At 63.8% G+C, this 18,057-nt stretch carries 16 protein-coding genes; 9 read left to right on the top strand and 7 right to left on the bottom strand.

Annotated elements, in window-relative coordinates:
• Window position 1: 1 nt before the first annotated feature.
• The 3 genes from ctaD to KZJ38_RS12775 all read right to left on the bottom strand — a co-directional run bounded on the left by ctaD (window position 2) and on the right by KZJ38_RS12775 (window position 5,140).
• Entirely contained in the window at window positions 2-2,002 is a 2,001-nt protein-coding gene (gene ctaD / locus KZJ38_RS12765; protein ID WP_219796247.1) for a cytochrome c oxidase subunit I, read from the bottom strand.
• 56 nt (window positions 2,003-2,058) lie between these two features.
• Window positions 2,059-3,045 (bottom strand): cytochrome c oxidase subunit II, encoded by a 987-nt coding sequence (gene coxB / locus KZJ38_RS12770; protein ID WP_246641458.1) that lies wholly within the window; start codon window positions 3,043-3,045, stop codon window positions 2,059-2,061.
• 301 nt (window positions 3,046-3,346) lie between these two features.
• Entirely contained in the window at window positions 3,347-5,140 is a 1,794-nt protein-coding gene (locus KZJ38_RS12775; RefSeq protein ID WP_219796248.1) for a thiamine pyrophosphate-requiring protein, read from the bottom strand.
• Between the two features lie 221 nt (window positions 5,141-5,361).
• Between KZJ38_RS12775 and KZJ38_RS12780 the strand changes: the two genes are divergently transcribed.
• Genes KZJ38_RS12780 through KZJ38_RS12805 form a run of 6 tightly spaced genes read left to right on the top strand, consistent with a single transcriptional unit; the run spans window position 5,362 to window position 12,693 of the window.
• The gene (locus KZJ38_RS12780; protein ID WP_219796249.1) at window positions 5,362-6,537 is read left to right on the top strand and encodes an enolase C-terminal domain-like protein; all 1,176 of its coding nucleotides are present in this window, start codon (window positions 5,362-5,364) and stop codon (window positions 6,535-6,537) included.
• 57 nt (window positions 6,538-6,594) lie between these two features.
• Entirely contained in the window at window positions 6,595-7,578 is a 984-nt protein-coding gene (locus tag KZJ38_RS12785) for a hypothetical protein (protein ID WP_219796250.1), read from the top strand.
• A complete protein-coding gene (locus tag KZJ38_RS12790; RefSeq protein ID WP_219796251.1) occupies window positions 7,571-8,236 on the top strand; it encodes a gluconate 2-dehydrogenase subunit 3 family protein in 666 nt (221 codons plus the stop codon). The genes KZJ38_RS12785 and KZJ38_RS12790 overlap by 8 nt, the downstream gene beginning before the upstream one ends.
• On the top strand, window positions 8,226-9,869 hold the full coding sequence (locus KZJ38_RS12795) for a GMC family oxidoreductase (protein WP_219796252.1): 1,644 nt from the start codon (window positions 8,226-8,228) through the stop codon (window positions 9,867-9,869). Before KZJ38_RS12790 ends, KZJ38_RS12795 begins: the two co-directional genes overlap by 11 nt.
• Window positions 9,870-9,919: 50 nt before the next feature.
• Window positions 9,920-10,921, top strand: a complete 1,002-nt coding sequence (locus KZJ38_RS12800; protein WP_219796253.1) for an SDR family oxidoreductase — start codon at window positions 9,920-9,922, stop codon at window positions 10,919-10,921.
• A 2-nt stretch (window positions 10,922-10,923) separates the two neighbouring features.
• Window positions 10,924-12,693 carry a glycoside hydrolase family 15 protein gene (locus KZJ38_RS12805; protein WP_219796254.1) on the top strand — a complete coding sequence of 590 codons (1,770 nt, stop codon included), beginning with the start codon at window positions 10,924-10,926 and terminating at the stop codon, window positions 12,691-12,693.
• Window positions 12,694-12,758: 65 nt separating this feature from the next.
• Here KZJ38_RS12805 and KZJ38_RS12810 read toward each other — a convergent pair whose 3' ends face one another.
• From KZJ38_RS12810 to KZJ38_RS12825, 4 genes are all read right to left on the bottom strand, one after another.
• Complete coding sequence (locus KZJ38_RS12810; protein WP_219796255.1) at window positions 12,759-13,970, bottom strand: MFS transporter; 1,212 nt, start codon at window positions 13,968-13,970, stop codon at window positions 12,759-12,761.
• 80 nt (window positions 13,971-14,050) lie between these two features.
• Window positions 14,051-14,836, bottom strand: a complete 786-nt coding sequence (locus KZJ38_RS12815; protein WP_219796256.1) for an SDR family oxidoreductase — start codon at window positions 14,834-14,836, stop codon at window positions 14,051-14,053.
• Window positions 14,837-15,001: 165 nt separating this feature from the next.
• Window positions 15,002-15,184 (bottom strand): hypothetical protein, encoded by a 183-nt coding sequence (locus KZJ38_RS12820; RefSeq protein WP_219800558.1) that lies wholly within the window; start codon window positions 15,182-15,184, stop codon window positions 15,002-15,004.
• A 67-nt stretch (window positions 15,185-15,251) separates the two neighbouring features.
• Entirely contained in the window at window positions 15,252-15,521 is a 270-nt protein-coding gene (locus KZJ38_RS12825; protein WP_219796257.1) for a hypothetical protein, read from the bottom strand.
• 194 nt (window positions 15,522-15,715) lie between these two features.
• Between KZJ38_RS12825 and KZJ38_RS12830 the strand changes: the two genes are divergently transcribed.
• From KZJ38_RS12830 to KZJ38_RS12840, 3 genes are all read left to right on the top strand, one after another.
• Entirely contained in the window at window positions 15,716-15,955 is a 240-nt protein-coding gene (locus KZJ38_RS12830; RefSeq protein ID WP_219796258.1) for a hypothetical protein, read from the top strand.
• 272 nt (window positions 15,956-16,227) lie between these two features.
• Window positions 16,228-16,599 carry a hypothetical protein gene (locus KZJ38_RS12835; protein ID WP_246641824.1) on the top strand — a complete coding sequence of 124 codons (372 nt, stop codon included), beginning with the start codon at window positions 16,228-16,230 and terminating at the stop codon, window positions 16,597-16,599.
• A 63-nt stretch (window positions 16,600-16,662) separates the two neighbouring features.
• The gene (locus KZJ38_RS12840) at window positions 16,663-18,051 is read left to right on the top strand and encodes an HlyD family secretion protein (protein WP_219796259.1); all 1,389 of its coding nucleotides are present in this window, start codon (window positions 16,663-16,665) and stop codon (window positions 18,049-18,051) included.
• Window positions 18,052-18,057: the final 6 nt, after the last annotated feature.

The following is an 18,057-nucleotide window of genomic DNA, read 5'->3' on the forward strand; positions in this document are numbered from 1 at the left end:
ATCAGCTCCCCACATCGTGTACGCGCCGCGGCTCGCGCTGGATCAGGCCGCGCTCGGGCCACAGCCACACGACGATCGATGCGGCGCAGCCGAGCAGCATCGCGGCGGCGAGCCACCACACCTGCATCGCGAGCCCCGCGAAAAACAGCGCAGAAAACGCGCCGAGCGCGAACGGCGTATACGAGTCCTCGGGCATCTTCAGAATGACGTCGGGCCGCGCCTCGAGCGCAGTCGTGCCGAGCGCCTCACGACCATGGTCGAGCAGGTACCCTTGCGCAAGCGACGAACGGCTGCCGGTCTGCTCTTCCTCCTCGATGCGCCCTTCCCACAGCGGATGGCGGCTCGCGATGGTCGGCACGACCGCGAAGTTGTACGGCGGCGGCGGCGACGTCGTCGACCATTCGAGCGTGCCCGCATCCCACGGGTTGTTGCCCGCCGGCGCACCACGCCGCAAGCTGTAAAACAGGTCGCACAGGAAAATCAGAATGCCGAGCGCAAGCACGAACGAGCCGATCGAGGTGATCATGTTCACCGTGTTCCAGCCCATATCGGGCGCGTACGTATAGATGCGGCGCGGCATGCCGAGCAATCCCGCGATATGCATCGGAAAGAACGCGACGTTAAAGCCGATAAACATGACCCAGAACGCGAGCTTGCCGACGCGCTCGCTCATCATGCGTCCCGTGAATTTCGGAAACCAGAAGTACACGCCGCCGATCACCGGAAATACGTTGATGCCGAGCAGGACGTAATGCAGATGCGCGACGACGAAATACGTATCGGTGAGTTGCCAGTCGAACGGCACCGCCGCGGTCATCACACCCGATACGCCACCGATCACGAACAGCAGCACGAAGCCCGCGAAGTAATAGAACGGCACGCGAAACACGGGCCGTCCCAGCCAGATCGTCGCGATCCACGCGAACGTGGCGATCGCGCTCGGCACTGCGATCGCCATGCTCGCCGCGCCGAAAAACGACAGCGCAAGCGCCGGCAGACCCGTCGCGAACATATGGTGAATCCAGACGACGAAGCCGATCAGCATCGTCGCGACCGTCGAGAACGCGACCGGCCCGTAACCGACGAGCGGCCGCCGGCAGAACACGGGCAAGGCATCGGAAACGATGCCCATCGCCGGCAGCACGACCACATAGACCCACGGGTGCGCGAAGATCCAGAACAGATGCTGCCAGAGCAGAGCGCGCCCGCCGTTCGCGACATCGAAGAAATGCGTGCCGATGCGCCGGTCCATCCACAGCAGGAAAAACGCGAGGCTCACCGATGGCACCGCGGCAAGGTTGCCGCACGACGCCGTCATCGTGCCCCACACGAGCACGGGAATGCGGTCGAGCGACATGCCCGGCGCGCGCATACGCAATAGCGTCACAACGAAGTTCACGGCGCCGACCGTCGTCGATATGCCGAGCAGCACCATGCCAAGCGCGTAGACGTCGATGTTCGGCCCCGTGTTGTATTCGAGCCCTGAGAGCGGCACGTAGTTGAACCAGCCCGCGTTCGGCGCTTCGCCGAGCGGAAAGCTCACATACAGAAAAATCGCGGCGAACAGAAACACCCAGTACGACAGCGCATTGAGGCGCGGGAACGCCATATCGCGCGCGCCCAGGATCAGCGGCCACAGATAATTCGAGAAACCGGACAACACAGGCAGCGCGTACAGAAAGATCATCGTCATGCCGTGCATCGTGAAGATCTGGTTGTATTGCTCGGGCGTCAGCAGCGTTGCGTTCGGCCGCGCGAGCTGGATGCGCATGATCAGCGCCTCGACACCGCCGAGGATCAGAAAGATAAATGCCGTGACCAGATAACGCATGCCGATGCGCTTGTGATCGACCGTCGATAGCCAGCCGCGCCAGCCGGCGGGCGTTTCCCACAATGCGCGCAGATGTTCCTCGGCTGGACTGCCGCGCGCCACGACACCGCGCTGCAGCGTTCGCTCGAGCGGCGGGAGGTTCGTCGAAGAGGTTGTCGTTGTGTCGGCCATCTTGGTTCTGTGATCCTTCAGTCGTGCGGCGTGCTCAATGCGCGTCCGCCGCGCGTTCAATGCAGCGTCGCAAGATAGGTGGACAATGCCGCGGCCTCATCCGCCGTCAGCGCAATGCCCGGCATCAGCGAATCAGGCTTGATCCGCTGCGCGTGGGCGATCCAGTCGAGCTGATGCTCGGGCGTGTTCGTCATCGCACCGGCTGCGATCAGGCGACGCGAATCGAGATGCGTGAGATCGGGCGCCTGCGCGCCATGCGCATCGGTGCCGCGCACTGTATGGCAGCCCGCGCAACGATCGAGGAAAAGCTTCCGGCCATTCGATGCCAACGTGTTGGCGCCCGCTGCGATCGGCGCGGCAGGCAGCGCCTGAGCGCGGCGCCACGCATCGAAACCGGCGCGGTCCTGCGCGACGACCTCGAACGCCATATGCGCATGCTGCGCGCCGCAAAACTGCGAGCATTGCCCGCGATAGACGCCCGGCGTGTCGGCCTGAATCCACTGCTCGTTAATCTGGCCCGGAATGGTCTGCGTCTTGCCAGCAAGTTGCGGCACCCAGAACGCGTGGATGACGTCGGCGCTCTTCAGCACTATTTTCACGGGCTCGCCGACCGGTATATGTATCTCGTTCGCGGTGACTAACGCGGGGAGGCCGTCCGCATCGCTGTATTCGACTTTCCACCACCAGTCGTACGCGGTCACGGTCAAGGTCAGCGAAGGCGCGTGAGACGGCGCCGCGACCGCATTGAGCACGATCAGCGTGTAGGCGAGCGCTGCGATCAGGAACACCGACGAGATGCCGGTACCGATATAGATCCACCGTATGCCGGTTTTCTCGCCTCGCACGATGGTCAGCCCCGCGCGATCCGCTTCGATACGCCGGCGCCGCGCGATCGCCACGGCAAGCAATAGCGCAACGATCACGATCACGGCCATCGACAGCGCGGCAAGCGCCCAGCCGAGCACCATCGTCGGTCCGGCAGCCGGTCCCGCCGCATGCAGAAAATAGTCGAGGGGCGCGGCGTGCGTGTGAATAGCTTCCACCTTCCGTTTGAGGCTGAATCCAGCGCATGGCGCGCGCCTTTCGCTTGATGCGCGCCTTTCGCTTGACGCGCGCCGGTCCAATCAACAGACGCTTAGCAAGAAGCGGACTCGACCGGCCGAACGACACAAAACGAAATGTGCTGACACCACCGCTTAACAGCGCCGCGGACCGGCAAACGCGCACCGGCGCGCCGGTTCGCGGGCTGCGTACGAATTACATCACAATGCGATATTTACAGGCGGCGGCAAATCCGGACTCGTATGCAAGTCGTTAACTGCGCGTTAACTGCGGCTACGGCGGTCAATCCCTTCCCCCCGGAATCACAGATCCGAGCACCTGCCGCGCGGTATTGGCAATCACACTGCCTTCTTTCGGATCGCCTTCCATCAGCGTGCGCGCAAAGGCTTTCGCTTGCGGCAACGTCACATGCGGCGGCAACGGCGGCACTTCCGGATCGCACTTCACTTCGAGCACGACCGGCCGTTTCGCAGCCAACGCCGTTTCCCACGCGTCGGCCAGCTGCTCGGCCTTGTCCACATAAATGCCAGTCAGCCCGATCAATTCCGCAAAGCGGTGATATGGCACATTCGGAATCTGCTGCGACGCGTTGAACTTCGGATCGCCGTTCATCACGCGCTGCTCCCAGGTCACCTGATTCAGATCTTCGTTATTGAGTACCATGCAGATCCAGCGTGGATCGGCCCACTGCTTCCAGTATTTCGCTACCGTGATCAGCTCGGCCATATTGTTCATCTGCATCGCGCCGTCGCCGACCATCGCGATCACGGGGCGGCCCGGATACGCAAACTTCGCGGCGATCGCATACGGCACGGCCGCGCCCATCGAAGCGAGGCCGCCCGATAGCGACGCCATCATGCCGCGCCGGATCTTCAGGTCTCGCGCATACCAGTTCGCGCACGAACCGGAGTCGCTGGTCAGGATCGCGTTGTCGGGCAGGCGCGGCGACAGTTCGGTGAAAGCGCGTTGCGGGTTGACGCCGTTTTCGGTCGGCTGATGCGCGCGTTCGTCGAGCGTTTCCCACCAGCGCGAAGTCCAGCGTTCGATTCGCGAACGCCACGCCTCGCTCGTCTTCTCGTTCAGCAACGGCAGCAGCGCCCGCAAGGTCTGCGCGCTATCGCCGACGAGATTCACTTCCATCGGATAGCGCAAGCTCAGCATGTCGGCCTTGATGTCGATCTGCACGCCGCGCGCATCGCCTTCTTTCGGCAAGAATTCCGAATACGGAAAGCCCGAGCCGATCATCAGCAGCGTGTCGCAGGTGTTCATCATTTCGTAGCTCGGCTTCGTGCCGAGCAGGCCGATCGAGCCGGTCACCCACGGCAGATCATCGGGTAATGCGGCCTTGCCGAGCAATGCTTTCGCGACGCCTGCGCCAAGCCGGTTAGCCACATCGATCACTTCGTCAGTGGCGTTCAATGCGCCGGCGCCAACCAGAATCGCGACCTTGTGTCCCGCATTGAGCACATCGGCGGCGCGCTGCAGTTCGTCCCGCGTCGGCACGACAGTCGGCCGCATGTAGCCGACGCCCGAATGCGCGGTGCCGTGCTTGCGCGCGGGTGGCTCGTATTCGAGATCCTGCAGATCGTTCGGCAGAATCAGCGCCGTGACACGCCGCTCGGCAAGCGCAATCCGTATTGCGCGGTCGACCATATGGCGCACCTGCGACGGCACGCTCGCCTGCTGCACGTATGAGCCCGCGACATCCTTGAACATCGCGGCGAGATCGAGCTCCTGTTGATAGTGCGAACCGAGCGCCGCGCGCGCCTGCTGACCGACGATCGCCAGCACCGGCATATGGTCCATTCTCGCGTCGTAGAGGCCGGTGATCAGGTGCGCGGCGCCCGGCCCCGATGTGGCGATGCAAACGCCGAGCTCACCGGTGAATTTTGCGTGCGCGCTCGCCATAAACGCGGCCATTTCCTCGTGACGCGTCTGCACGAATTCAATCTTTCCTTCCGCGCGATTCAGTGCGCCGAACACGCCGTTAATACCGTCGCCGGGATAACCGAACATCCGGGTGATACCCCAGTGATGCAGCCTGTCGACGATAAAGTCGCCCACTGTCATAGCCATCAAAGCCTCCTGCGGAAAGAAGTTGTGCGAGCGCGTGTCGCGTGTCCGGCGTGTCTGTCATGACGCAAAGGCTGCCGTGAATCGAGCGCTGAAACGTGCCTTCGAAATACGCGCAGCAAGAGACGCGCCCCGCGTTGCGAAACCGGTCTGTAAGGAACATCCATTGCTGATGTGTCAGTGATGCAAGCCGACCTGTCCTGTCGTTTCTGAAAGCTCACACCATGCACGACGCTGCTTCAGCTTCTCCTTCCTCGCTTTCTGTTAGTACTACCGCAACTACCGCAAGCGATCGTTGCGCCGCGGCGCCGATCAGCCGCATCGCGGCCGACGCGTACACGATTCCAACCGATGCACCGGAAGCGGACGGCACCTTCAATTGGAATTCGACGACGCTCGTCGTCGCCGAAGTCGAAGCCGCCGGCGTTACCGGGCTCGGTTATACGTACAGCGATGCGAGTGTCGCGACGCTGATCCGGCACACGCTCGCGGACGCGCTGAAAGGCGAAGACGCGTCGGACATCCAGCGCCTGTGGTTGCGCATGCAGCGGCGCGTGCGCAATCTCGGCCGCGACGGCATCGCGGCCACTGCGATTTCGGCACTCGACTGCGCGCTGTGGGACCTGCACGCGAAACGTCTGAACGTTCCGCTCGTCAAGCTGCTCGGTCAGGCACGCGCGAACGTGCCCGTATACGGCAGCGGCGGCTTCACAACCTATACGGACGACCAGATGCGCGTGCAGCTTTCACGCTGGGTGCGCGACGACGGCTGCCGCTGGGTGAAGATCAAGATCGGCAGCGACCCGGCGCGCGACCCCGGCCGTGTGCAATGCGCACGCGATGCGATCGGCGACGAGGCAGGCCTCTTCGTCGATGCGAACGGCGCATTCGATCCGAAGACGGCACTGCGCTTTGCCGAGGAATTTGCCGACCTGGATGTGCAGTGGTTCGAGGAGCCGGTCAGTTCCGACAATCTTGCCGGGCTCGCCGCCATCCGATGTGCTGCGCCGCCGTGCATGCAGGTCGCCGCCGGCGAATACGGCTATACGGCCGACTATTTCAGGCGAATGCTTGAAGCGGAATCCGTCGATGTGCTGCAGGCCGATGCAAGCCGTTGCGGCGGCGTGACCGGCTTTATTCGCGCCGCGCATCTCGCCGATGCATTCCATGTTCCGCTATCGGCGCACTGCGCGCCGGCGCTGCATTTGCACGCGGCGGCAGCTGTGCCCGGTTTATCTCATCAGGAATGGTTTCACGATCATGCGCGCATCGAATCGATGCTGTTCGACGGCGCGCCGCGCGTGGCGAAAGGCAGCATCGTGCCGGATCTGTCGCGCCCCGGTTGCGGCCTCGAATTCAAGCGCAAGGATGCGCAGCGTTTCGCGACAAGCGTACCTTGAGGCGATGCGTTTAAGCACCGCAGTCCACTGTTTTTTGAATCAAACGATACCCTGACGATGATAAGAACCACGTTATATGTGCTCGGTGCGCTAAGCGCTGTATCAGGCGCCGCTGTGCTGGCGACGAAGAAGAACAATGCTGCTGCACAGCCGGCGCGTTCACTGGTCGGGTCTTCGTCGCCAGCACGCAGCGATGTATCGGGCACACTGCCATCGGGCGCACTGCCGCGCGCTCATATCGATGCCGCGCGTGGATTCAATCACAGTTCCGCCCTGCTCGCCTTCTCCGCGCTAGCCGACAGCGCCGTCGAGCACTATCGCGGTTCGTTCGAGAATCCCGCGATGGTCACGCCGCTCATCTCCGCGACCTGTGCGCTGCTAGCGGGCTTGCATGGCGGCCGCGACCGCACGGAAGCATCGCATTCCGTCAGGCATGCGATCTATCTGACCGCGGCGGCCGCCGGCGTCGCGGGCAGCGCGTTTCATCTGTACAACGTGACGAAGCGGCCCGGCGGTTTCAGCTGGCACAACCTGTTTTACGGCGCACCGCTCGGTGCGCCGATGTCGCTGCTGCTATCGGGTGCGCTCGGCGCAGTCGGCGAACGGTTGCGCAACGAGCCCGCGGTCGATCCACGGCTGTTCGGCATGCCTGCCGGCAGGGCGCTCGCGCTTGCAGCCGGCATCGGGCTGGTCGGCACGATTGGCGAAGTCGGTCTGCTGCATTTTCGCGGTGCGTTCCAGCATCGCGCGATGTACGCGCCGGTCACGATTGGGCCGCTTGCCGCGGCATTGCTCGCGAATGCGGCGCTCGCTTCACCGCAACCGCGCTGGTTCACTCGTATCTGGCTACGCACGACCGCCGCGTTAGGCTTCGTCGGCACGCTGTTTCATGCGCGCGGTGTTGCGCGCATGCAAGGCGGCTGGCGCAACTGGTCGCAGAACCTGCTCGGCGGCCCGCCGTTGCCGGCGCCGCCGAGCTTTACCGCGCTCGCGATGGCCGGTCTCGCGGCATTGCGCCTGAGGGAGACCGAGCATGGGTAAGCACCTGCATGCGCACCGGCCGCTTCCCGCCTATCCGGACTACGACGTTCTCGACAAGCGCGATTCGCCTTCGTGGGACGACGCGACGCGCAGCGTGATCGACGACCGCATCGACACACGCGACGAACCCGCGTGGTGCACCCCAGACGAATGGCGCACGCTGCGCGCATTGTGCTCAGTCATCATTCCACAACCGCGGCACCGCCCAGCGGTGGCGCTCGCAGCGCTCGTCGATCGCAAGATCGCCGCGAACCGGACCGACGGCTATCGCAACGCGAGCCTGCCCGGCTTGCAACAGGCATGGCGCATCGGTCTGGCCGCACTCGATGACGAAAGCCATCACCGCTATCGCGCCGCATTTGCCGATATCGACGAACACGCTCGCATCGGCCTCGTGCAAGCAATGGAACACGGCACGCTGACGCGCGAGGCGTGGCGAAACATGTCGGCAAAGCTCTTTTTTAAACAGCGCGTGCTGCACGATCTCTGCACGACTTACTACGCCCATCCGTCCTCGTGGAGCGACATCGGCTTCGGCGGACCGGCCAATCCGCGCGGCTACGTACGCATGACGGTCAATCGCCGCGATCCTTGGGAAGCCGTCGACTCGACCGGCGAGCAGGCCGCGGAAGAGCGGGAGACACGCCGTGCTCGATGATGCGCTCCGTCATCCGCGCGGCACGAACGGCCGCGCGCCCGACGTCTTTACGCGTGGCGGCTGGGTGTCGATGCGCGCCTACCCGCAAAACGAAGAGGTCGATTTCGTTATCGTCGGTACCGGCGCCGGTGGCGGCACGCTCGCCTGCCGGCTTGCCGAGAAAGGCTTCAAGGTCGTCGCGCTCGATGCGGGCGCGTGGTGGCGGCCGCTCGAGGAATTTGCCTCCGACGAGATGCATCAGGCGAAGCTCTACTGGACCGACGAGCGCATCGTCGACGGCGACGACCCGCTGGTGCTCGGTGCGAACAACAGCGGCAAGGCGGTCGGCGGCAGCACAGTGCACTTCGCGATGGTGTCGCTGCGCTTCAGGCCGGAATGGTTCAAAGCGCGCACGCTACTCGGCTATGGCGCGGACTGGCCGCTCGACTGGCGCGAAATGTGGCGTTACTACACGTATGTCGAAGATGCGCTAAAGATCTCCGGGCCCGTGCGCTATCCGTGGGGACCGCGGCGGCCGCGCTATCCGTATCGCGCGCATGAGATGAATGCGGCGGCCCTCGTGCTGGCCAAAGGCGCCGAAGCGCTCGGCATCGGCTGGAGCCCGACTCCGCTCGCCACGATTTCCGCGCCGCGCGGTAAAGCGCATCCGTGCGTGTATCGCGGCTTTTGCGTGTCCGGTTGCGCAACCAATGCGAAACAGAGTGCACTCGTCACATGGATTCCGCGCGCGGTCACGGCCGGCGCCGAGATTCGCGATCTGTCGATGGTGGGCCGTATCGATGTCAATCCGGCTGGGCGCGCCACGGGTGTCGAATACTTTCGCGAAGGCCGCCGGCAATTTCAGCGCGCGCGTCATGTTGTCGTGGCCGGCTATGCGATCGAAACGCCTCGACTGCTGCTGATGTCGGCCAACGAGCGCTTTCCCGAGGGCCTCGCGAACCGATCGGGACTGGTCGGCAAAAACCTGATGGTGCAGTCGAATCAGGCCGTATGGGGCGTGATGGACGACGAAATACGCTGGTACAAAGGGCCGCCGTCGCTTGCGATCAGCGAACACTGGAACTACACGGACAAGGGCAAAGACTTTTTCGGCGGCTACGCGTATATGAGCCAGGGACCGTTGCCGATGGTCTGGGCGCAGACGCAACTCGGCCGTGGCCTCTGGGGCCAGGCGCTGGTCGACGAAATGCAGATGTACAACCATCAGGTGGGACTCAAGATTGTCGGCGAGACGTTGCCGCAGGAGCGCAACCGCGTGACGCTCGCCGACGAGAAGGACCAGTACGGCTTGCCGATCGCGCGCGTCACATGGAGTTACTGCGACAACGACCGGCGGCTCATTGCGCACTCACTGCGCTTTATGACCGATGCACTTGGCGCGGCCGGCGCAACGCGTATCTGGGAACAGACCGACGACACCTGCCATCTGAACGGCACGGCGCGCATGGGCGACGACCCGGCGACGAGCGTTGTCAATGCCGATTGCCGCAGCTGGGATATTCCGAATCTGTGGATTTGCGACGGATCGGTTTTTCCGACGGTCGGTGGCGTCAATCCGTCGCTGACGATTCAGGCGATTGCGTGCCGCACGGCAGACAGAATTGAAGTGCTGGCTGCGCGTGGAGAGTTGTAGCTTGCTCCTGCGCTGGTGCGCGTCCACTAGAAGAGAAGGAGGGAAAGCTCATGAGCCGCATCCGAAGACCGCAAACCGTCGTCATTACGGGCGCCACGGCAGGCGCGGGCCGCGCCGCCGCACTCGAATTCGCGCGGCGCGGCGCCGATGTCGCGCTGCTCGCGCGCGACCCCGCAGCGCTGCAGGACACCGCCGAAGAGGTCCGCGCGCGCGGCGTGCGGGCGCTGCCGATCGAAGTCGACGTGAGCGATGCGCAAGCAGTCGAGCAAGCCGCGGCTTCGGTCGAAGCGCAGTTGGGCCCAATCGACGTATGGGTCAACAACGCGATGGTCACCACCTTCGCGCCGATCGACACGCTGTCGCACGAAGACTTCGCGCGCGTGACGAACGTCACGTATCACGGTTACGTCTGGGGCACGATGGCCGCGCTGAAACGCATGATGCGGTCAGACCGCGGCGTGATCGTGCAGGTCGGCTCCGCCCTCGCCTACCGTTCGATTCCGCTGCAATCCGCGTATTGCGGCGCCAAGCATGCGATACGCGGCTTCACTGACGCACTGCGCTGCGAACTCTATCACCGTAAAAGCCGCATTCACGTGACGATGGTGCAGATGCCGGCGCTAAACACGCCGCAGTTCGACTGGGCCGAGAACCAGATGGCGCACGCGCCGCGCCCGGTCGCGCCGATCTTTCAACCGGAAGTCGCGGCGCGCGCGATCTATTGGGCTGCTACGCATCGTCGTCGCGAAGTGTGGGTCGGCACCTCGTCGATCAAGGCAATCGTCGCGAACCAGTGGATACCGGGCTGGCTCGACCGTTACCTCGGCCGCACCGGTATCGATGCGCAGCAGGATCCGCAAGCCGCGAACACTGGGCAACCGTCGAATCTGTGGAAACCGATCAGCAAACTGCATCGTGTACACGGGCGGTTCGATGCGTCTGCTTCGTCGTCGAGCCCGGCTTTATGGCTCGATACACATCGCGGTCTCGTGGTGGTTGCGGCCGCAACTTTCGCGACGCTCGGCTTCCATCTGTTGCGGCGCCGGGTCTGATCATGTCCTCGCGGATCGAGGACTACGCGCTGATCGGCGACGGACACAGTGCCGCCCTCGTCGGCCGCGACGGCTCGATCGACTGGCTGTGCTGGCCGTCGTTCGATGCAAGCCCGTGCTTTGCGTCTCTGATAGGCGAACCTGAGAACGGCTACTGGCGCATCGCGCCCGACGAGCCCGTCGTCGCGGCGCGCCGCCGGTATCGGGGCGCATCGCTCGTGCTCGAAACGACGCTTGAAACCGCCTCCGGCACACTCGAACTGGTCGACTGGATGGAATGGGCGGCCACGCCCGCACGGGTTTTCCGGCAGGTGCGCTGTATATCGGGGCGCGTGCGTGTGACAAGCGAACTGGCCGTGCGCTTCAACTACGGGTCCGCGCTACCGTGGCATCGCCGCCTCGATGACCGGATCGCCGCGGTCGGCGGCCCGTGGGCACTGTGGCTCGATGCGTCCTGCGTGCCTTCAGCCGACGCCACGCATATCCGCACCCGCATCGATCTGGCAGCCGGCGAAACGGCCGATTTCGTGCTTACCTGCTGCCGCTCGCATGAACCTCCGGCGCCGCTCGCGGATGCATCGAAATCGCTTCGCGCAACGCAGCAGTTCTGGCAGCAATGGACCGCGCGGCATCCGGGGCGCGGTCCGTACGCGGAGGCGGTGCTGCGCTCGCTTATTACGCTGAAGGGCCTGACGAACCGGCTGACCGGTGGTATCGTCGCCGCGCCGACGACCTCGCTGCCCGAACATATCGGCGGCAAGCGCAATTGGGATTATCGCTACTGCTGGTTGCGCGATGCGAGCTTCACGATGCTGGCGCTCGTCGGCGCAGGCTTCGAAGACGAAGCCGAGGCGTGGCGCGACTGGCTTATTCGCGCGATTGCGGGCCATCCTGCGCAAACGCAGATCATGTACACGACCGATGGCGCGCGTCACATTCCCGAATGGGAATGCAAGGCGCTGCCCGGCTACGAAGGCTCGCGCCCGGTACGCTTCGGCAATGCTGCCGTCATGCAGTCGCAGCACGACATCTACGGCGAAGTCATGAATGCGCTCTACGTCGCGCGTCGGCATGGCATGCCGCCGGACGAGGACGCGTGGGGACTCGAATGCGGTTTGATCGATCACGTCGCGGCGATGTGGCGAGAACCCGATAACGGCCTGTGGGAGTTCCGCGACGGGCGGCGGCATCACACGCTGTCGAAGGTGATGGCGTGGGTGGCGGTCGATCGCGCGATTCGCAGCGCCGATGAATTCGGGCACAGCGCGCCCGTCGAAGCGTGGAAACGGCTTGCGGCCGCGATACGCGGCGATGTGCTCGCGCATGGCTTCAATGCGCAGGCCAACGCGTTTACGCAGTCGTATGGCAGCGAGCGGCTCGATGCGAGTCTGTTGCTATTGCCGCTGTTCGGCTTTTTGCCCGCCGACGACTCGCGCATCGCGGCGACGGTCCGCGCGATCGAACAGAACCTGATGAGCGAAGGCCTTGTATTGCGCTACCTGGGCGACGGCCACGACATCTCGGCAGACGCACAGCAGGAACCGGTACAGGAAGGCGCGTTTATCGCGTGCAGCCTGTGGCTCGCACAGGTTCGCCAGATGCAGGGGCGCCACGGCGAAGCACGCGAGCTTTTCGAACGCGTGCTTGCGCTGCGCAACGACGTCGGTCTGCTATCGGAAGAGTACGACACGGTCGAAAAGCGCCAGTGCGGCAACTTTCCGCAAACGCTATCGCACGTCGCCTTGATCAATGCAGCGTGTATGTTCGAATGAATATTGTCGGTCCGCCGTCGCACCGCCTCGCGATTACTCGCACACCTCAGGCGCCACGCACGCGATCAACTCGCGTGCTGCATGCGCCTGCCGCCGACCGACAGCGCAACCAGGGCCAGCACAACCGACACAGCAGCGAACGCAACGTCAGCCCACACATGTCCGACGCTGCGCGACAGCAGCGCAATGCCGACCACCGGTAGCGAGTTCCCCGTATAGCAGCAAAGCAGATAGGCGGACAACAATTCCGCGCGCTTTTCGGCCGGCGCCATGCGATTCGCTTCCTGCAGACTGCCGCGAAAACCGAGCGCCGATGCGATGCCGCCAACCGCGGTCGCGATGATCAGCAAAGTCATCGATCCGGCGATTTGCGCCCACAGCAGCAGTCCGAGACTCGGTGGAAGCAGCCACAGGCCGGCCGTCATCGCGCTGCGTGCGGCCAGCGTTTTCGTCACAAGTACGGTAACGGTACTGACCGCGAACAGCTCCGCCACGACCGCGCCGCTTAACGCCGGACTATGCTTTTGCATGCTGTGCTGTAACAGGCTCGGCAATAGCGCCGCGTAGAAGCCGAGCAGCGCAAACGTCGCGAATGCGGTCAGTGCCGGCGTGACAAACGGCGCACGCAGATCCGCCGGTACGCCGATACGCGGCTTGAGCCGGAGATCGGCGGCCTTGTGCGTAGGGTGCTCAACCGTTTCGTGTGACAGCGCGGCGAGCACCGCGGTCGCGATGAGCGCCGCAAGATAGACGACGAACACCGTGCGCAACGGCCAGGGCGCGAATTGCGCGAGGAGCCCCGCGATGAGCACTCCCGCGGCCAGCCCTGCGAGGTTGACCGCGGCGGCAAGCCGGCTCGCCGCCGCCTTATCGTGCGCCGGGTGCAGTTCGGCGATCCATGCGGTCGCCGCCGCCGCGCCTACGCCGATCGCAAGGCCGCTTGCGGCACGCGCGATGAAGAGCCATGCGGGCTGCATTGCAAACAGGAACATCAACGTGCTGACGATCGCCACTGCAAGCACGATGAAACTGGTCCATCGACGCCCCGCCTGGTCCGAGATGCGTCCGAACAGAAAAAGCGCGCCGAGATTGCCGATCACATAGGACGCGTAGACCAGTGTGACGACCAGTTCGGAGAGTCCGAACGCCTGCTGGTAAAGCGGATAAAGCGGTGTCACGAGCGGACTGCCTGCGTATAGCACACCGAGCACCAGCGCCGCCGCGATCAGCGACAGCAGGCTGCCTCGCTCCGTTCGCCGCTGCGTGGGCGAATCCATGCGTGTCTCCCGAATCAGCGTTTCCTTCCGGTGGAAAGGAGCAAGCGCTATTCCGAAGCATTGCAGCGGCGACCACTCCCCTAGCCGACCAGCAACGACTGCCCGCCGTCGATCCACACCGGCGTACCCGTGATGAACCGTGCCCGATCCGACGACAGATAGACGACCATTTCCGCAATATCGTCGCTGCTGCCCGCCTTGCCGTCCGTGAGCGGAATCTTGCCTTGCGGATATTCGGCCACTTCCGATGCTTCGCTTGCCGAACGGGTCTGGGTGTTTTCGTCGATCTCGGTGTCGATTTTTCCCGGGCAGATGACGTTCACGCGAATCTTGTGCTTGGCGAGTTCGAGCGCCGTCATCTGGCCGAGCGCGAGCAAACCGGCCTTCGTCGTCGAATAGGCCGATGCACCGCCGTGACTGAACACGCGCGTGCCGTTGATCGACGAGACGATCACGACCGAGCCGCCACCCGCGCGCTTCAGATGCGGTACGGTCAGATGCAGCGTCATATACGCACCGCGCAGGTTGGTGTTGATCGTGTTGTCCCATTCGGCGGGCTTCAACTCGTCAATCGGCGCCCATACGCCGTTGATGCCCGCGTTCGCCACGACGATATCGAGCCTGCCGCTCTGCGAGATCGCATGGTCGAGCTCCTGGCCGAAGCCAAGATCGTCGCGAATGTCGGCCGTAAAGCCGAACGCGTCGCCGCCTTGCTTGACGATCTCGTCGACGGTCGCGCGTGTTTCGTCGTCCTTATGCGCGTGCACGATCACTTTTGCGCCGGCCGCCGCGAGATGCAGCGCGCTAGCCTTGCCGATGCCCGACCCCGCGCCCGTGACGAACGCAGTCTTGTTTTGCAGGTTCATTCGTTTCCTCCGCTGAAATATTGACGCCATGTCGTGCATTTGTTTGCTCGATCGCGCGGTTCGCGCGTTTGGCACGGTGTTGCGTGGTCTGATGTCACGCGTTTTCGCTCGCGCGTTTTCGGTCGCGTTTTCGTCCACGCGTTTCGCACGCGCGGCTGTGTTTGGTCAGCCGCCACCTATGCCTTGCAGCACCTTGCCGGTGCCGCCGCAGACGTCGCAGCGTTCGCCTTCGACCATGCCGGTGCCCTGACAAGCGGCGCAGATGTCCTCGCCAACGCCGGGAGCATCCGGCGGTCCTTCGTCGCCCGGCGAGAGCGGTTTCTGATCGGGCTGCATGATGTCCTCCATGTTCGGTTGCGTTGCTGCGTTGCTGCGTTGCTGCGTTGCTGTGTTCCAGCGTCCAGGCGTTCCCGCCTCAGGACTTGCGGGTAGCGCCGGCCCGCTTGCGCTGCGAGGGGCGTCCGCCGCCGCCCGGCGGCTCTGGGTGATTGCCCGTGCCATGCGGCACTTCTGCCGTTTGCTCAGGATGCACATTCGCACGTGACGGATTCGATTGCTTCATGGCTTCGGTGGGTTCGGTGGATTCGCCAGCGTTGCGCGGCTCGCGTTGACCGCCCGCGTTGCGATCGGATTCGCGAGGATCGAGCGGCGGCGGTTCGCCGTTGCGGTGTTCGTTCGGTGGCATGGATTGCTCCTTTGAAGACGCTTGCATGAAGCGCAGCAACCAACGGGCCAAAGCAAGATACAAGCGGGAATTTGCGAGACAAAGCGCGAAGTACCGCAAAGCGTGGCAAAGCGAAACGACACTCGGCGAAAGCATCAGGTACACCCGATGCGCGTTTGCTATTAGTCGGCATTCAGCATTCAGGGAGACCCAACATGAGCATCACGACCATTCGTGTATCGGACACTGAAGTGCAGGTCGAGCAAACGATCTACGCGTTTGCAAAAAAGGACGCTGCCGCCGCGTTCCAGCTTTGCCTGGCCTATCATTCGATCGATACCTGCGGTCGCGAGCAGCCGCCCGTGTCGACGCGTTCGGCGGTCGCGGACGTCAAGCCCGAGGACCCGAATCGCGACAGCACGATTTCTCCGACGGTCGGCGGTATGCCGTTATGACGCGATCGATTACGTTTGCGGTGACGTCTGCGGTTTAGCCGCCGCTGCATTGCACGGCGGCGCGTCACGTTGCGGCATAGCACTGTCACGACGGCGGCGTGTCACCGTCACATAAGCACCCTCGATCTGGTCCGCCGCTGTTTTCGGATTGACGACATCCGGAGACCACCAAGGGAAGATCTACTCGGCGCGTGGAAGCATCGCAACGAAGGCGCGCGCCCGGGCCGTATTCCATTTGCCGCGTTGCCGCATCAACCGACGCGGAACGCTCCTTGCTGAGCCGTTTGCTACGGTTCAATTCACGGAAAATTTCCATGCTCGCCCACGAAATGTCCCGCAACAAACCGCGCCGTGACGATCCGCGCGCGCTGTATTCCCCGCTGTATCTCTTTTCCTATGCGCTTGCCGCTTCCGGTTTTTCCGCGCCGAAGCGTCACCACGAACAGCATCCGCATTCGGAACGCTCGGAAAAGGAAATCGACAAAGCCGTCGAAGACTCCTTCCCCGCCAGCGATCCGCCTGCTACAGGCGGCACGACGCGTATCGATCCCACGCCTTCGAGCGACGACGCCAAAGACAAGGCAAAAAACAAGGACAACGCAGCACACAAGCGTCCGGGCTCGGACAAAGGCGGCAATTCGTGATGCACACGAGCGGCCAACGCGGCCTTCGCGACCTTGATGACTTGAACAAACGTGCGGTGCGACATGAGTGAAAGCCTGGCGCAAACGCCGGGCGTGCATGACAAGCTTCGCGGCGAGTACAGCGAAACCGCCGGTCGCCCGCGTGGCGGCGATGAGCAGTCGCACAGCAAAGGCAACCAGGACCGCAGCGGTCACGACGATCGCGATGGCGGCCGCGACGCAAGCTCGCAGCACGACGACGGCAAGGACGACGCCGCCGAAGAAAGCGCCAAAGACGGCAGCGAGGGCAGCGGCCGCCATGACGAGCAAAACGGCGACGGTAAAGACGGCAACGCAAAAGATCGAGACGCCGAAGATAGCAACGAACACAGCGACGACAACAGCGGCAACAAGGACGGCGACGGCGAAGAGAAAAAGCCGCGCAGCCGCAAGCCGCTCTACATTCTCGGCGCGCTGGTGCTGCTGCTGATCGTCGCGGGCGGCATCTGGGCGTTTCTCACGCGCAACCAGGTCACGACCGACGACGCCTACACCGACGGCAACGCGATCACTATCGCGCCGAAGGTGTCGGGCTATGTCGTCAAGCTCGCGGTCAACGACAACACGCATGTGCACAAGGGCGATCTGCTCGTCGTGATCGACAAGCGCGACTACATCGCACAGGTCGATCAGGCCAAGGCGGCGCTCGGCCTGGCTCAGGCGCAGTTGCAGGCCGCGCAGGTGCAGCTCGATATCGCGCGCGTGCAATATCCGGCGCAGTACCAGCAGGCAAAGGCGCAGGTCAAATCCGCGCAGGCGAATCTGACGCAAGCGCAAGCCGCGTATGACCGGCAGCATTCGGTCGATGTCCGCGCGACGTCACAGCAGAATATCGATGCCGCCAACGCGCAGCAGCAGAACGCCAGCGCGAGCGTACAGCAGGCACGCGCGCAGTTGCAGACGGCGAGCCTCGTGCCGCAGCAGATCCGTCAGGCGGAGGCGAGTGTGGCCGAGCGGCAGCAGCAGGTCGAGCAGGCGCGCGCACAGCTGGAGCAGGCGGAACTGAACCTGTCTTACTGCGAAATCCGTGCACCGTCGGACGGCTGGATCACGCGGCGCAACGTGCAGTACGGCAGTTTCCTGCAGGCCGGCACGTCGCTCTTTTCGGTCGTCACGCCGCAGGTATGGGTGACCGCCAATTTCAAGGAGTCGCAATTGACGCGCATGCGCCCCGGCGACGAAGTGAAAGTGGGCGTCGACGCGTACCCGGACCTCGAACTGCATGGGCACGTCGATAGCATCCAGCTCGGCAGCGGGTCGCGCTTCTCCGCGTTCCCGGCGGAGAACGCCACCGGCAACTTCGTGAAAATCGTGCAACGCGTACCGGTAAAGATCCTGATCGACAGCGGCATGCCGACCGATCATCCGCTGCCGTATGGGCTCTCAGTGACGCCGAAGGTGTATCTGAAGTGATGGGGG

The organism is Paraburkholderia edwinii (assembly GCF_019428685.1).
GTDB lineage: Bacteria > Pseudomonadota > Gammaproteobacteria > Burkholderiales > Burkholderiaceae > Paraburkholderia > Paraburkholderia edwinii.